Source organism: Methylotetracoccus oryzae, assembly GCF_006175985.1.
Taxonomy (GTDB): Bacteria; Pseudomonadota; Gammaproteobacteria; order Methylococcales; family Methylococcaceae; genus Methylotetracoccus; species Methylotetracoccus oryzae.
The window spans coordinates 13,143-27,901 of sequence record NZ_SRSH01000026.1 but is presented as its reverse complement, the minus strand read 5'-3'; the positions used below and the strand labels follow the sequence as shown (position 1 = coordinate 27,901).

Genomic DNA, 14,759 nt, shown 5'->3' with positions numbered 1-14,759 from the left:
CATGAACATCAACACGTCCGAGATTTTTCGCCGTTTTCAGGCGGATGGCTTGCTGACCCGCCAGATCGGTCCCGACGTGACGATCACGGCCATCGCGCCGGTCGAACTTTGTGGTCCGGGGCACCTGGTCTTCGTCGACCATCCCAAATACCTGCCGATCGTCGCCGCCCAGCGGCCATCCGCGGTCATCACCACCGATGCTTGTGCCGAGCGCATCGAGAGCGACGAACTTGCAGTGCTTATCTCGCCGAACGTGCGGCTTGCGATCGCGCTGATCAAACAGGCTTTCGACGACAGAGACGTGCGCGCTAGCGAGTGGCCGCGCCGCCATCCTGCCGCGATCGTGCACGAGAGCGTGCACGTCCCGGATGATGTGCTGGTGGGTCCCGGCGCGGTCATCGGGGCCGGCGTCGAACTTGGTTCGGGCGCTGTCGTTATGGCGAACGTCGTGATCGAGCGCGACGCCGCGATCGGCCGCAATACCGTGCTGCACCCCGGTTGCTTCGTCGGTTATCAATGTCGCATCGGCGCTGATTGCATCCTGAAGCCGGGCTGCGTCGTCGGGTCGGAGGGTTTTGGCTTTGCTCAGGATCAGCATCGGCACAATCATCGTATTCCCCATACTGGTTGCGTGATCATCGAGGATCGCGTCGTGATCGGCGCGAATACCACGATCGATCGGGCCACCTATGGTGCCACGGTGATCAAGAGCGGTGCCGTCATCGATGCGCTTTGCCACTTGGGCCACAACGTGGAAATCGGCGAGGACTGCATCATTTGCGCGCACACCGGGATCTCCGGCTCGAGCAAGTTCGGCAAACGCGTGATCGCGACCGGTCAGACGGGCGTGCTCGACCATGTGGTCGTCGCGGACGACTGCGTGCTGTTGCACCGGGCCGGCGTCAATAACAGCATCAAGGAGCCGGGGATGTATGCCGGCGGGCCGACGCAGCCACTGCAGCACTATCTCAAGAACATGGCCGTCGTGCCCAAGCTGCACGATATCTGGGCACGACTGAAGCGTCTCGAAAAAAATGTGGAGCGTTTGGCCCGCGAGTCCTGAAGGCGCCCGCGGCCATCGTCGCGCCGCCGCGTCGCCAGCCGTGCGTTCTGCCCCGCGGTGCGCGGACTGCACGGCCGCGCGCAAGGGTCCGACCGACGCCCGCCTGAGCGGGCGATGTGCGCGATCACCGCGGTTCGGCAGGAATTGCCGATGAGACGCCTGGCCCTCGTATGCCTGGCGGCCAGCCTGCTGATGGGTTGCGCCGACGGCCTGGGTGTGTCTCCCTGGCTCGCTGGCGATTGGAAGTGCGGTGCCCGCGACAGCAACGGGAATGTTTTCTTTGGCGTTGCCGCCAACCAGGATGCTGCCCTCGAAAAGGCGCGCTGGCAGTGTGTCAGCGGGAGCCCTTACAAGCAGAGCTGTACTGCGGACTCTTCCTACTGTGAGCAACTGCGCTAGCCGGGCCGGATCGTTGCCTGTCCGGGAATGCCGGTAGCCGCGGGTGCCTGTCGGACCGTCCCTCCAGCCACACGTGGTCGCCACGGACCGGTCCGGCAGCCTAGCGTTACTCAACCGGCTGATCGTGGACGGCGCTTTGCGATGTGTTCGAGTGACAGCACCGCGTGATACGCCGCATCGGTGGTCTGTTCGAGCGTCCCCAGGATCTCGGTCCAGTTGTTTTCGTCGACCAGGGGCAACGAACTCAGCCGTCGCTGCGTCTTGCGCCACTCGTGGTACAGCGTATCGGCGGTTTCCTCCAGCCGCTTCAGCGTCTCGCGACAGGTACGCAGTCGATCCAGCGTATTCTCGGGGTATAAGGCCACCTCCTCGTGCAGCCGGGTAATCATCGACAAGAGCGTCGCGAGCAGTTCGTGTCCGGCGGGCTCGGCGCGCTTGGGCCGACAGATGTCGATGCTACGTGCGGTGTCGTTGATCCCGTCCGCAATGTCGTCCAGATGCCGGACGAACTGCTCGGTGATGTGGGTGAGTTCGGAGTAGGGCTCGGCCTGCAGCGCCTGATACGCCGCTGCTGTCAGCCGGTCGCCGATTTCCTCTAGCCGCTTCACCTCGGCGATATAGGTTTCCGGTTCGGGCAGGTGCAAAAACACCTGGCTCAGGGCGTGACCGCAATCCGTGATGTTGTCGACTTGATCCCGAAATATCCGGCGCAGTGCGTCGGCGGGGGACAGTGTGGAATAGTCGTGTTGCATCCGATGGTTCCAAATGAAGCGTCGGCCCGAGCGCGAAGAACAGGCAGCGTGGGCAATATCCCGGGAGGTTGCCAGCCAGGAAAGGGTAGCGGCCCCGGATGACGCGAATGTGACGGTCCCCCTTCGGGCAGACCCGTGTCAAACGGTCAGGCCTGGGATAGAGTGTTGTCATACCCGCGTTGCCGGCGAGACTTTGCGGCCACCCGGGTTCGGGTCGTTGGCCGATCGCCGTGGGCTCAAGCAGATGAGCGCCTTGCCGGACCGAGGTATCTGCCAGTTGCTGCTACCATCGTGACACCGGCCGCTTCTCCCGAATTCCCGAATGCCTTTGTCCAAACGCCTGGAGGCCGCCATGAAGGTTCTCGTCGCCGATAAATTCGAGCAGAGCGGCCTTGACGGCCTGAGGGCGGCCGGATGCGAGGTTTTTTTCGAGCCTGAGCTGTCCGGCGACGGGCTCGTGCAGGCCATTGCAGCCTCTCAAGCTGACGTGCTGATCGTGCGCAGTACCCAGGTGACCGCGCCGATGCTTGACGCGGGACGGCTGGCCCTGATCGTTCGCGCCGGGGCCGGCTACAACACGATCGATGTCGCCGGCGCGTCGCGGCGCGGCATCTATGTGTCGAATTGCCCGGGACGCAACGCGATTGCCGTCGCTGAACTCGCCTTCGGACTGATCCTCGCGCTCGATCGACGAATCCCCGACAACGTAGCCGATCTGCGTGCTGGCCAGTGGAACAAGAAGGAGTACTCGAAGGCCCAGGGGCTGTGCGGCCGCACACTCGGTCTACTGGGCAGCGGCAACATTGCGCGGGAAATGGTGCGGCGTGCGGCCGCCTTCGGCCTCGATGTCGTGCTTTGGAGCCGTCGCTTTGACGGCCAGGAGCGACCGATGAACGAGATCGAAGCGGGTGAGCTCGGCCTCGGAGCGGCTCTGCGCACGATCCGGATAGCTCTTGCACCCACCCCGGGGGATGTAGCGGCCGCTGCGGACATTTTGAGCCTGCATCTGGCGCTCGCGCCGGATACCCGGAATCTCGTCGATGCCGAACTGCTGGCCCGGCTGAAACCCGGCGCCTTTTTCGTCAACACCGCCCGGGCCGAACTCGTGGATGCCGCGGCGCTGGCGACAGCCGTGCGCGACCGAGGTTTGCGGGTGGCGCTGGATGTGTTCGCGGCCGAGCCGCCGGGCGCCACCGGCGCCTTCTCGGACCCGCTGGCCGGGCTACCCGGTGTGTATGGCACTCACCATATCGGCGCTTCGACGGATCAGGCTCAGGAAGCCATCGCCCAAGAGACCGTGCGTATCGTCCGCAGTTACAAGGAGACGGGCAAGGTGCCCAATGTCGTGAATCTGGCCCGGCGGACTCCCGCGACGCACCGCCTTGTGGTCCGCCACCGCGATCGTCCCGGCGTGCTCGCGCATGTCTTTGCGCTGCTGCGCGAGGCGGATCTCAACGTGCAGGAAACCGAGAACATCGTGTTCGAAGGCGCCGAGGCCGCTGTGGCCCGAATCAATCTCGACGGTGTGCCCCCGCCCGATCTCTGCGGCCGCATCGCGGCGGGTAGCCATGATGTGCTCGATTTGCAGGTAATCGCGCTCTGATGAACCCGGGGGGCGGCATTGCCGCAATGCGGTTCGGCAACACCACCGGGGGTCGAATGAGCCGATGGACTGCAGGCGCGGGTTGCCGGGCCGACCGCGGTCAGCGCTGCGAAGATCGAATGCTGCGTTTCATCGCGGCCGCGTTGATGTCCCCGCTTTCGCGGCAGAATAGCGGGAAACCTCCTTTCGCCACGGGACGATGAACATGCCGACGCATCCTGACGAACGGGCCCGCCGTGTGGCCGAGGAAAGGGCTCAGAGGACGCTGGAACTGGCGGCCGGCCGGGCTGAAGCCATCGCCGCTGATGCCGCGGCGCGAGCCGCTGCGCTGGGCGGCCGGCTCGATCTCAAGACGCCCACGTTTCACTCGGCAGCCCGTGATGAAATGGGCCATGCAAGGCCGGCGATCAGTGCTGACGGGCTCAGGGAAGCCATTGCCTTACGCGCGTATTTCAGGGCGGAGCAGCGCAGCTTCGAGCCAGGATGGGCAACCGAGGACTGGCTGGAGGCCGAACGGGAAGTTTCTGCTGCGGCTCTGGCGCTGGCCGACGAAGGCGAATCCTGAGCCGCCCGAACTCCAGCAGCCGCGTCGACTTATAATCCGCGCTGCAGCGCGTGCCCTGGTGCCCGGACGATCAAGTGCGGGCCGACGGGCCGCGTCCGATCTGTTTTCGTGCTTCCTACCACAGAGAGAGTGACATGAGTTCCGACTATCGGTATGACCCGGCGGCGGCGCCGTTCGATGCGAGCGCGCAGGGCTACCACCCAAACAACGCAGCATGGCTTGCGGCCGCTTCGAATCTCGCCTACGAGGACGAGAAGACCATCCAGACCGTGGTGCGCCAATGGGGTTTCGACCGGTTTCGTTTCCTGCATGCGACCGAGCACAACGATGAGAACGGGTTGCCGATGCCGGTGGATACCCAGGGGTTTGTGTGTCGCAGCGACAAGGCGCTGCTGATTGCGTTCCGTGGTACCGAGGTCACCCAGATCAAGGACTGGTTCACCGATCTGATTGCGATCGCGGTGCCGGCTCCGAGCGGTGTTGGCAAGATCCACAAGGGCTTTGCGGCGGGGCTCGCTGCCGTCTGGCCGCAGATCGAGCAAGCCCTGGAAGAGCACTACGATGGACAGGTGCCGATCTGGATCACCGGCCACAGCCTCGGGGGCGCGCTCGCGACGCTTGCGGCTAACCAGCTGCGCTTCAATGCCCGGATGCCGGTACAAGGACTCTACACGTTTGGCCAGCCGCGCGTCGGCGACCGCGAGTTCATCAAGTTTCTTCGGCTGGCAATGCCGGGGCGTATCGTCCGCTTCATCAACAACAAGGACATCGTGCCTCAGGTACCGGCTCCCGGCATCCTGCTGAAATACTGGCACGGCGATCGGGAAGCGCGCTTCGCCGCCGAGGGCGATCTCATTCTGGAACTGTCGTGGTGGCTACGAATGCGGTCCAAGCTGAAGGGATCGGCCAAGGACATCCGCATCCTGGGCCTCGATTCGCTGACCGACCACAGCATGGATCGCTATGTGGAGTTGACTCGACGGCAAACGACGACGGCTTCGTCCTGATATGAACGGAGGCGCAGTGCCGGCCCGGCGCTAGGTTGGTCGTTGCGCCTGGCGCAACGTGCGCAGGGTGTGCCGCGCTGTTTCAAAGTCGAAGGCCAGAATTTGCCGTTCCAGCTGGGTACAGTGCGGTCCGAAGCTTGTATGGAGTATCCCGGCGCGCTGGCGAAACAGATTGATGGCGCTAACGTCGCTCTGTTCCAGCCGCTTCTCCAGTTCATCGAGTGTGTCCCGAAGCTCCGGCGAGTCGGTCGGCGCCGAATCGTCCGCCGGTTCCGCACCGACGGCCCGCTGTACGGGCAGAGCGTCTGACAGGATCTCAAACTCGCCCGTCACCGCGAGTATGGCGCGGTGCAGGTCGTCGCTGCGGGAGTTCGTTGCGCCCTCGACGGCGAGGGTTTCTTCCACCCGCCGCGCCATCGCGGACAGGCTTTCTGCTCCCAGCGTAGCCGCCGTGCCCTTCAAGGTGTGAGCGATGCGCCGCGCGGCGACCGGGTCGCCGGCGTCCAGGCTGGCGGTGAGCCGAGCCATGTCGTCCGTGTGTGCTGCTACGAAACGGACCAGTAAATCCAGGTACTTCTCGGCGTTGCCCCGCAGCACTCCCAGTCCGCGCGCCAGATCCAGGCCTGGCGTGTTCGCCAGGGAGGCCAGGGTCGGCTGCAGTGGCGTCTGGAGAAGCGGTGTGCCCGTTGCGTGCGGTTCCGTGCCCGAGAGCAAGGGTTGGCGCGGCTTCGGCGGCAGCCATTTCACCAGCGCTGCGTAGAGCGCGCCGGGCTCGACCGGTTTGGCAATGAAATCATTCATGCCCGCGGCTTCGCAGGCGCGATGATCCTCCTCGAACGCGTTGGCCGTAATCGCCAGGATCGGGACGTCTTTCCCTTCGGGCAGGGCGCGTATCGCCCGGGTGGCCTCCAGCCCATCCATGTTCGGCATCTGGATATCCATCAGGATCAGATCGAAGGCTTGGGCCTGAACCTTCGCCAGGGCTTCGCAACCGTCGGTCGCACTGTCGACCTGTAAGCCGACGCCGTGCAGTAGTTCCAGCGCGACCTCACGGTTGATGGCGTTGTCTTCGACCAAGAGGATATGGGCGTGCGGGTAGGGGCGCCGCAGCAGGGCCTCGGGCTCCGTCATGGCGACGCCGGGTGCGGTGTCCACCGCACCGTGACCGCGCTGCAGGCGCGCGGTGAACCAGAATGTGCTGCCTATTCCAGGCGTACTCTCGGCTCCAACCGTGCCACCCATGAGCTGTGCCAGCCGCTGAGTGATCGCCAGTCCCAGCCCGGTGCCGCCATGTTCGCGGGTAGTGGAGGTGTCCGCTTGTTCGAAGGCCTGAAACACGCGTGCCAGCGCATCCGGTGCGATGCCGACCCCGGTGTCCGCGACCTCGAAGCGCACCAGCCACTCATCGGCGGTCTGCTCCAGTACGCGTGCCCGCAGGGTGATCGCACCCCGTTCGGTGAACTTCACGGCGTTGCCCGCATAGTTCAGCAAGGCCTGGCGCAAGCGTGTGGGATCGCCCCTCAGCCACGGTGGCGCCGGGTCGGCATTGACCGTGACGACGAGCCCTTTGGCCTGGGCGGCATCGCTGATCAGCGAGCTCACCTGATCCAGCACGCTGCCCAGGGCGACGTTTTTGTGCTCAAGCTGCAGCTTCCCGGCCTCGATCTTGGACAGATCGAGGATGTCGTTCAGGATGGACAGCAGATGTCTGCCGGCGCTATCGACCTTGTCCAGGCGCTCGATCTGCAATGGGGTCGCGTCCGAACGCCGCAGCAGATGTGTCAGCCCGAGTATCGCGTTGAGCGGCGTTCGAATTTCATGACTCATGTTGGCGAGAAAGACCGACTTGGCTCGATTGGCCGCTTCGGCTTGCCGGCGGGCCTGAGCGAGTTCGGCAGTCCGTTCCGCCACGCGTTCTTCCAGATTTTCCCGGTGCCGGGCCAACTCCGCTTCGGTGGCCAACCGCTCGGTCAGGTCTCTCAACACGGCGTAGTACCGCTGGCCCGACAACACGCGCGCAGTCACCTCGGCGGGAAACAGCGAGCCATCCTTGCGCCGGTGTAGCCAGGTGCCCCGATGGGGTCTCCCCTGAATCATGAGCGGCACCTCTCGATCGAGTCGCGCGCGCTCATCGCCAGCGAGGATATCGGGCAGGCGAAGGCTTGACAGTTCCTCGTGAGCGTAACCCAGCATGGCCAGCGCAGCCGGGTTCGCATCCAGGAAGCGGTGATCGGGCGTCAGCAGCAAAATCCCGTCGACGGCCTGTTCGAACAGATTGCGAAAGCTCGCCTCGCTTTCCCGGAGGGCCTGTTCGGCTTCCTTGCGTGCGGTGACGTCCAGCACCACCCCGCGCATCCGTGAGGCTTTTCCGTTGGCATCGAACTCGAACTGTCCGGAGCCGGCGATCCAGTGCAGGCTGCCGTCGGGCCAGAGGACACGAAACTCTTGTGCGAACAAGTCGTGGCTGGCGACGCAACGGGCGATTTCGGCATTCAACGCAGGGAGGTCGTCGGGGTGTACGCGTTGCGCAAACATCTCGTAGGTGCCGCCGAACTCCTTCGGGCCGAAGCCCCAAAGTTGCTCGTGGCGGCGCGACCAGGCGATTCCGCCGTGCGCCATATTCCAGTCGAACACGCCCACCTGAGCCGCGTCGAGGGCCAGTCGAAGACGCTCCTCGCTGGCTGACAGGGCCTGTTCCTGCGCTTTGCGATGGGTGATGTCCCGGATGATGATGAGGAAGCCTAGTGCGTCATCGCCCGGGCCAAATACGGCCGAGCCCTTGACGGAGAGCCACCGGAGGGAGCTGTCCGGAAGTCTGGCGCGACAATCCACGTCGAGTGCATCAGCCACCGAATGCCTTATCCGAACGAGAAATTCCTGCCACGCCGAGACGTCCTCGGGCTGCAGGTAGCTCTCGAATGGTTTACCGAGCGCCTCGGCAGTTGTTTCGCCCATCAGTTCGGCCCAGTTCGGCGACAGATAGGTGAGACGCCCCTCCGGGTCCATTTCGGCCATGACGTCGCTCGCATTCTCGATCAGTCCCCGGAAGCGTCGTTCGCTTTCGGCCAACGCGCTCCGCGTTCGCCATTGCTGCAGGAAAAGGCCGTATAAGGCCGTCAGGCGACGCAGCACCTCGACCGACTCCTCCGAGTAGTCGTTCGGTGCATTCGCCAAAGCGATCTGTCCGAGCACGGTGTCCCCTACGACCGCCGGCACCGCCAGATAACGCTGCAGTGGCACGTGACCCTGCGGCACGCCGCGAGAGGCGGGATGCCGGGGCGGCGTGTTCGTGAAGAACGGTCGTCGCGTATTCAGTGCCTGTCCCCACAGGCCCGTGTACGAGCCATCAGGATTGACCGGGAAGACGACCCGCTGATCCGGCACATCGATACGGCACTCCTTGCCCATCATCGCGGTCAGCGTGTGAGCGACGTGATCCCCGGTCCCGGGGTCGATTGAGGCGACGAAGCCGTGCTCGCTGCCGGTGAGGCGTTGCGCATGGCTGAGGACCAGAGGTGCGATCTGTTCGATGGTGACATCGGGGGCTAGTAACTCGGCAGATAGCTCCGCGAGCGCCGTGTCGACGAGGGAGTGGCGGTTCAGGTTCTCCTGCGTCCTGAACAAGGCTTGGTAATGGGCCTTGGCATTCCGTTGCCAGAACAGACCGAAAAGGACGATGACGGCGACGATGGCCAATGCGATGTAGCCGACGAGCAATCGGGCCATGTGCTGCCAGTGGGCGAAGACTTCGGCCCAGTCGACCTTGGACACCAGGAACCAGTCTGAGTCGGGAACCTTCGTCAGGACGGCGACAACCTGGGTTCCTCGATAGTCCTTGCCTACGAATACCCCCTCGTGCCCCAGAATGGCACGGACTGCCGGGACATCGGTCATGGACAAGGGAATGCGAAGCGTCAGCGCGGTATCCGCGCGGTGCCGGAGCGGGTTCAGGAAGACCGCGTCCTGCCCGTCCCTGCGCACGAGTTCGGTCTCAGCGCTGGGGCTTGCGAGCGGTAAGGTTTGTAGTGCTGGAAACAGAAAATCGCGGGCATCGCTGCGGAGCACGATGGCGCCCAGCGGCGTTCGTCCGGTGCGATCCAGCAGCGGGGCGACAGCGTCGATCTCCACCCGGTTGTCGGGACCGCCATGCAACTCGCTCAAGGCAGCCCCGCGGCGGTGCCACGCGTCGTCCAGTGCCTCCCGCGTTTCGCGTGCAAGCGTGTGCTCGCGACCCGACAGACTGAGCCTGACCTTGCCCTGAGCATCCAGCACCAGCACGTCGGTATAACCATAATGCCGGGTAAAGGGCCGCAAGCGCTCCAGGGTTTCGCTACGTCGCTCCGGATGTGATCCCCTCAGCCATTCGCCCGAGAACTGTTCGAAAAGCCGGCTCTCGGTGATCACGGCCGCATCGCTCAGCCGCTCCTTGCGCCAGTTCGCGATCTGCTCCGCCTTGAGGCGGGCGATCACCTCCAATTCATGGTTGGCGCGCTCGCGTAGCGACAGTTCCTGATAGCGAAACCAGGCTGGCCCACTGGTCAGAATGACGAGTACGGCGAGCAGTGCGCCGAGCAGGGACCAGAGGGGAAACGACGGGGTCTGCTTCATACTGGCGAACAGGGTGCAGGTCGCAGTTCAATATCGGGGCGAAGTCTATGCCGCGAGCGAGGGGGACCTTGACCGATCGCTTCGTACCTCTCGCGGGGAGAAAATCCGCCTGTGGGCGTAAGTCCAAATGCCTATGTAATGATACGCCCGGCCGTTCTCCCGTGCTGCGTCGATGCGGTTCGGGTGGGTTGATTGATTGACAACCCGGAGCACGGCGCGCAGCTTTGCGACTGTTTCCATCCCCGGCCGCTCGAGGTGCAGGTTCCGATGTCCGACAGGTTCTTCCGACCCCGCGGTACCGCGATTTCCGACGATGCCCGTTGGGTCGTTGCGACGGTTCTGGTTGCCGGCGCGTTCGGTGGTGGGATGAGGCAGCCCGCTGCGACGCCGGGGGTTGCCGTTCCGCCGCCGCAGTGGTCCGCCGTCGAGATTCCGGCAGGGCGGGTCGATCAGGCCGTCGCCAAGCTCGATGGTCTTGCCGGGTCGCTACACGACGCCACCGGCGTGCCAGGCATGGCGGTGGCGGTGGTGCACGGCGACCGTCTGCTTTACGCTCGAGGTTTCGGGCGCCGGCGGGTTGGATCTCCCGAAGCGGTCGACGCGGACACGGTATTCCAGTTGGCTTCGGTCTCGAAGCCGCTCGGCGCGACCGTGGTTGCCGCCGCCGTGGGTCGTGGCGGGATCGGATGGGATACGCCGGTGGCTCAGGCATCGCCCGGGTTCCGATTGAGCGATCCTTTCGTCACCCGGTGGGTAACGGTCGGCGATCTCTATGCGCATCGCAGCGGTTTGCCGGACCACGCCGGGGATACGCTGGAAGACTTGGGGTACGGTCGCCTGGTCATCCTGAACCGACTCCGCCATCTGCCATTGGCGCCATTCCGGGCGGTCCATGCCTACACCAATTTCGGTCTGACGGCGGCTGCGGAGGCCGTTGCCGTTGTCCACCGGATGCCATGGGCGCGCTTGTCGGAAGAACTGATCTATCGGCCGTTGGCGATGACATCGACCAGTTCGGAATTTGCCGTTTATGCGGCTCGCCGCAACAAGGCCGTCGGGCATGTCCGGGAGGGGGGCGCCTGGGTCATCCGCGCTGTGCGCCAACCCGACGCGCAGAGTCCGGCGGGCGGCGCCAGTTCGAACGTCCGCGACATGGCTCGCTGGATGCAAATGGTACTTGGGCTGGGCACTTTTGGCGGTAAGGAAATCGTCGCGCGTGCCGCGCTGCTGGAAGCCCTGGCGCCGCAGATCCGGTCCGATCCGCCGGGCCCGCCGGTGAACCGTTCTTCGTTCTACGGCTACGGCATCGGCGTTGCCATCGACGGGGCAGGACGCGTCCGGCTGAGTCACTCGGGCGGGTTTGCGCTCGGCGCCGCGACCCAGGTGACCTTGTTGCCTTCGGAAAATCTCGGGATCGTTACGCTCACCAACGGCATGCCGATCGGATTGCCCGAAGCGCTCAATGCCAGCTTCATGGACCTGGTCGAGACGGGGGCCGTGCAGCGCGAGTGGCTGGACGCGTTCTGGACGCATGCCTTCGCGGGTTTCTACCGTAACCCGAGCGCCCTCGCCGGTCAGCCGCAACCGGTGACTCCGGGGCCTGCCCGGAAGTTGCAGGCTTACACGGGCCGCTATGCCAACGCCTATTACGGTGAGGCTCGCGTGGTGGTCGATGCCGGTCAATTGACCCTGTTGATCGGCCCCAAACCGATGCGCTTCCGGTTGACGCATTGGCGTGGGGATCAGTTTTCCTACGAGCCCGTGGGAGAGAACGCGGTCGGCATGGCCGCGGTGACGTTCCGGGCGGATGCATCGGGCCGGATCGACAGCCTTGAGGTCGAGAACTTCGAGGCGGGCGTGCGGGTACTGATGCGACAGGGATCGTGAGCGCGATGCCTGATTTGCGCCTGACCTGGGTCGCCCGCCGAGCCTTCAGGCCCGACGTGAGCCGAGAGACTGCCACTGTGCCTCGGCGTAAGCCACGACGGCCTGCTCGAGCCGCTGCCCGGAGAGCGCGTTCATTTCGCGCAGGCAGGAGGGGCTGGTGATGTTGACCTCAAGCACATGCCGTCCGACGATGTCGACGCCCGCGAAATGGATGCCGTGTTGCCGCAGCCAGTTGCCGATTCGAGCGCAGATGGCATGGTCGGATTCGTCCAGATCACACGCCTCGCAATGGCCTCCGGCGTTGACATTGGAGCGGAAGTCTCCGTCGGCCGGCACGCGCCTGACCCAGCCGAGCACCTCTCCGCCGAGCAGCAGTACGCGTTTGTCGCCCTGCGCGATCTCGGGCAGGAAGCGCTGCGCCTGCACGAAGCGCTCGCCGCCTAGCGTTGCGTGCTCCAGCCGTGCCTGCCGCTGGGGATCGTCGCGCTGCAGCGTGATCACGCCGCGTCCGCTGCAGTCGTCGAGGGGCTTTACGACGATGTGGTTCATCCGTACCAGAAAGGCATCCAGCGCGGCTGCGTCACGGGTCATCAGCGTCGGCGGCAGGAGTCCGGGAAGGTGCAGCGGAATCAGCTTCTCGCACTGGTTCCGCAAGGCTGGGGCCGGATTGATCTGCAGTACCCGCGGCGGTAGTCGTTCGAGGATCCAGGTTGCATGGATGTAGGCCGTGTCGACTGGCGGATCCTTGCGCATGTAGACGATGTCGCAGTCGGACCCGGCCAGCTCGTGTTCCTCTCCGGCCTCGAACAGGGCGTGAGCCGGCGTGAACGCCGCCGGCCGGACTTTCAGCGTGACGCGATCATTGTCGAGCTGCAGTCCGCCCAGCGTCGTGAAGAACACGCGATGTCCGCGCCGCTCGCTTTCGCGCATGAACGCCAGCGAGGTATCCGTTGCCGGTGCCAAGCGTTCGGGCGGGTCAATGATGAAGACCGACGTCAGGGTTGCCATGGATGAGTTTCGAAACAGCGCTCCCGGATCTGCCGCGTGACGAGGGGAGGCTAGCCTCCGAGGATTGGAGCTCAGTGCACATGCATCAGGCTGGTGTTCGGATCTTCGACCAGGAACCTTGCCACCGGAGCGCCTCCGGAACTGGTCCAGTTCACGATGCCGAGTTGCTGCGGCGTGAAGTTGAGCGTCTGCTGACCCGGGTGCAGGGCCACGTCCAACGACCACTCGGGAATCAATAAACGGGCGCTGTCCGCGGTTTGTTCCTGCACGTCGATGATCCAGCGCACCGGCATCCCGAGATGCAGCCGGTACTCGTCCGGCGCTGCCGCGCCCGCATCCAGGACGGTATGGATCTCCATGGCTGACATGCCCGAGTCGCGGACGAGTTCCTCGGGCACTGGCAGCGCCGGCAATTCGATGTTGGCCAGCTGAGCCTTTTGCTGCCAGTGATTCCATTCCAGCGCGATCGTTCTCAGGGTGCGGTTGTGCAGCGACGCCAGGTCCAGTTCGCTGCCCGTCATCTTCAGGCCGCGATTCAGCATGACGGCACCGAGGGCGACGACGATCACGGCCGAGGCGCGGATCAGCTTCGGCGTCATCTGCCGTGAGATCAGGCCGGCGAAAATCCCGAAACCCATCATCATCGGCAGGGTCCCGAGCCCGAAGAAAAACAGCATGCCCGCGCCGCGCGAGGCACTGCCGCTGCCGGCGGCCATGATATACATCGCTTGCAGCGGGCCGCACAGGATCATCAGACCATTCAGCAGGCCGATGATGAAGGGGTGTCCGTATTTGCGGGATTGCGTGCCGATGAAACGCAGCAGGAAGGGAGGAGTGCGGAAGCGGAATTCCTTGAGTCCCGGCAGTACATTCAGCATGCCAAGCCCGAACAGCAGCAGGAAAATCCCGGCGGCAATGCCAATCACTCCGCGGAGCAGCGGCGTGAAGGCGACGACGGAGCCCAGCAAGCCGAAGGCGGCACCGATAGCGGTATACGACAACGTCTTGCCGGCGCCGTACAGCAGATGAATCATGTAAGAGGGGCGTCCGCCGCTGGCCAGCTTCGCCGTGTAGCTCAGCACCAGTGCGCCACACATGCCGACGCAATGAAACCCGGTGAACAGGCCGACGATGAACAAGAGGCCAAAACTCATGTCTCGGCTCAGTGTCGGCAGACCCTTGACATGTTCGAGGTAACCGTCGAGATAGACGATCAATCCGACGCCCAGGGCGCCGATCAGGGTCCATGCCAGGCGGGGTCCGAGCGCGCTCTGACGCTGCGAAGCAGCGGGTCGCGAACTACGTTCTGCAGGAGACCTTACAGCGCCGGCTGAGGTGTCGGATGGGGTAGGGGACATAGTCAAAAACGTGTTTCAGGGCCTCTTGTAGGCGTCAAGCCGCGATTTTCGCACAGCCGATTCAGGTCTGCGCGTCCGCTGGCGGGTTGGGTTGTCGTGCGTGCGCACCACTCGGCTCGGGCAGCGCTGTAGCCGGATCGCTCACCGCGCTTGCGCGTGCTCGCCACGGGATCGTATCTTTGGCACTCGGGAAGGCGCCGCGGCGGCTCGTACCGGAGACCATAATGTCCTTTCGGGTTTCCCGGATACGCGATCAACCTCCCCCTGGATTTTCGGAGTTCCCAGTCAACAGGCGGCTACGATGTTCCCAATCAGCAGACATCCCTGGATCGTTCTCGGTACCGGCATCGCTGTCGGCTACCTGATCTACCGATACCGCGATGCGATCCTCGAGAAGGCGCGGTCGGCGGCTGAACAGACCGATGAAATCATGCGCGGGCCGCGGGAGCGGCTCCGGGATCTGTATGCGGCTGACGAGGCATCGGGCAGTGTTGGCGGCCCGTAATCCC

At 64.5% G+C, this 14,759-nt stretch carries 11 protein-coding genes; 7 read left to right on the top strand and 4 right to left on the bottom strand.

The genetic code is table 11. The features are described 5' to 3' along the window. The first annotated feature begins 1 nt into the window (after position 1). Together lpxD and BWR02_RS19385 are read left to right on the top strand one after the other, a co-directional pair. Complete coding sequence (gene lpxD, locus BWR02_RS19390) at positions 2-1,063, top strand: UDP-3-O-(3-hydroxymyristoyl)glucosamine N-acyltransferase (protein WP_139559558.1); 1,062 nt, start codon at positions 2-4, stop codon at positions 1,061-1,063. 150 nt (positions 1,064-1,213) lie between these two features. Beyond that, positions 1,214-1,462, top strand: coding sequence for a hypothetical protein (locus tag BWR02_RS19385; RefSeq protein WP_139559557.1), 249 nt, complete (start codon positions 1,214-1,216; stop codon positions 1,460-1,462). Positions 1,463-1,572: 110 nt separating this feature from the next. Here BWR02_RS19385 and BWR02_RS19380 read toward each other — a convergent pair whose 3' ends face one another. After that, positions 1,573-2,214 (bottom strand): DUF47 domain-containing protein, encoded by a 642-nt coding sequence (locus tag BWR02_RS19380; RefSeq protein WP_139559556.1) that lies wholly within the window; start codon positions 2,212-2,214, stop codon positions 1,573-1,575. Between the two features lie 352 nt (positions 2,215-2,566). Between BWR02_RS19380 and BWR02_RS19375 the strand changes: the two genes are divergently transcribed. From BWR02_RS19375 to BWR02_RS19365, 3 genes are all read left to right on the top strand, one after another. Continuing rightward, the gene (locus BWR02_RS19375; protein WP_139559555.1) at positions 2,567-3,817 is read left to right on the top strand and encodes an NAD(P)-dependent oxidoreductase; all 1,251 of its coding nucleotides are present in this window, start codon (positions 2,567-2,569) and stop codon (positions 3,815-3,817) included. 205 nt (positions 3,818-4,022) lie between these two features. Further along, positions 4,023-4,382: a DUF2934 domain-containing protein gene (locus BWR02_RS19370; RefSeq protein ID WP_236102450.1), complete on the top strand. Its 360-nt coding sequence runs from the start codon at positions 4,023-4,025 to the stop codon at positions 4,380-4,382. A 134-nt stretch (positions 4,383-4,516) separates the two neighbouring features. Continuing rightward, complete coding sequence (locus BWR02_RS19365) at positions 4,517-5,389, top strand: lipase family protein (protein WP_139559553.1); 873 nt, start codon at positions 4,517-4,519, stop codon at positions 5,387-5,389. 30 nt (positions 5,390-5,419) lie between these two features. On the opposite strand, the gene BWR02_RS19360 is transcribed toward BWR02_RS19365, so the two are convergent. Next, entirely contained in the window at positions 5,420-9,997 is a 4,578-nt protein-coding gene (locus tag BWR02_RS19360; RefSeq protein WP_139559552.1) for a PAS domain S-box protein, read from the bottom strand. Positions 9,998-10,264: 267 nt separating this feature from the next. On the opposite strand from BWR02_RS19360, the gene BWR02_RS19355 reads away from it, so the two are divergent. Then, positions 10,265-11,884, top strand: coding sequence for a serine hydrolase (locus BWR02_RS19355; protein ID WP_139559551.1), 1,620 nt, complete (start codon positions 10,265-10,267; stop codon positions 11,882-11,884). A gap of 45 nt (positions 11,885-11,929) precedes the next feature. On the opposite strand, the gene gshB is transcribed toward BWR02_RS19355, so the two are convergent. Together gshB and BWR02_RS19345 are read right to left on the bottom strand one after the other, a co-directional pair. After that, positions 11,930-12,892 (bottom strand): glutathione synthase, encoded by a 963-nt coding sequence (gshB, locus tag BWR02_RS19350; protein WP_162560247.1) that lies wholly within the window; start codon positions 12,890-12,892, stop codon positions 11,930-11,932. Between the two features lie 71 nt (positions 12,893-12,963). Next, entirely contained in the window at positions 12,964-14,250 is a 1,287-nt protein-coding gene (locus tag BWR02_RS19345; protein WP_236102448.1) for a sulfite exporter TauE/SafE family protein, read from the bottom strand. A gap of 301 nt (positions 14,251-14,551) precedes the next feature. Here BWR02_RS19345 and BWR02_RS19340 point away from each other — a divergent pair, with 301 nt between their 5' ends. After that, the gene (locus tag BWR02_RS19340; protein ID WP_139559549.1) at positions 14,552-14,755 is read left to right on the top strand and encodes a hypothetical protein; all 204 of its coding nucleotides are present in this window, start codon (positions 14,552-14,554) and stop codon (positions 14,753-14,755) included. Positions 14,756-14,759: the final 4 nt, after the last annotated feature.

Excerpts from the sequence above, each read along its gene's own strand:
- BWR02_RS19355 (WP_139559551.1), top strand. The coding sequence starts at position 10,265 with ATGTCCGACAGGTTCTTCCGACCCCGCGGTACCGCGATTTCCGACGAT.
- gshB (WP_162560247.1), bottom strand. The coding sequence starts at position 12,892 with ATGGCAACCCTGACGTCGGTCTTCATCATTGACCCGCCCGAACGCTTG.
- BWR02_RS19375 (WP_139559555.1), top strand. The coding sequence starts at position 2,567 with ATGAAGGTTCTCGTCGCCGATAAATTCGAGCAGAGCGGCCTTGACGGC.
- BWR02_RS19380 (WP_139559556.1), bottom strand. The coding sequence starts at position 2,214 with ATGCAACACGACTATTCCACACTGTCCCCCGCCGACGCACTGCGCCGG.
- BWR02_RS19365 (WP_139559553.1), top strand. The coding sequence starts at position 4,517 with ATGAGTTCCGACTATCGGTATGACCCGGCGGCGGCGCCGTTCGATGCG.
- BWR02_RS19385 (WP_139559557.1), top strand. The coding sequence starts at position 1,214 with ATGAGACGCCTGGCCCTCGTATGCCTGGCGGCCAGCCTGCTGATGGGT.
- BWR02_RS19360 (WP_139559552.1), bottom strand. The coding sequence starts at position 9,997 with ATGAAGCAGACCCCGTCGTTTCCCCTCTGGTCCCTGCTCGGCGCACTG.
- BWR02_RS19370 (WP_236102450.1), top strand. The coding sequence starts at position 4,023 with ATGCCGACGCATCCTGACGAACGGGCCCGCCGTGTGGCCGAGGAAAGG.
- lpxD (WP_139559558.1), top strand. The coding sequence starts at position 2 with ATGAACATCAACACGTCCGAGATTTTTCGCCGTTTTCAGGCGGATGGC.
- BWR02_RS19340 (WP_139559549.1), top strand. The coding sequence starts at position 14,552 with ATGTTCCCAATCAGCAGACATCCCTGGATCGTTCTCGGTACCGGCATC.
- BWR02_RS19345 (WP_236102448.1), bottom strand. The coding sequence starts at position 14,250 with ATGTCCCCTACCCCATCCGACACCTCAGCCGGCGCTGTAAGGTCTCCT.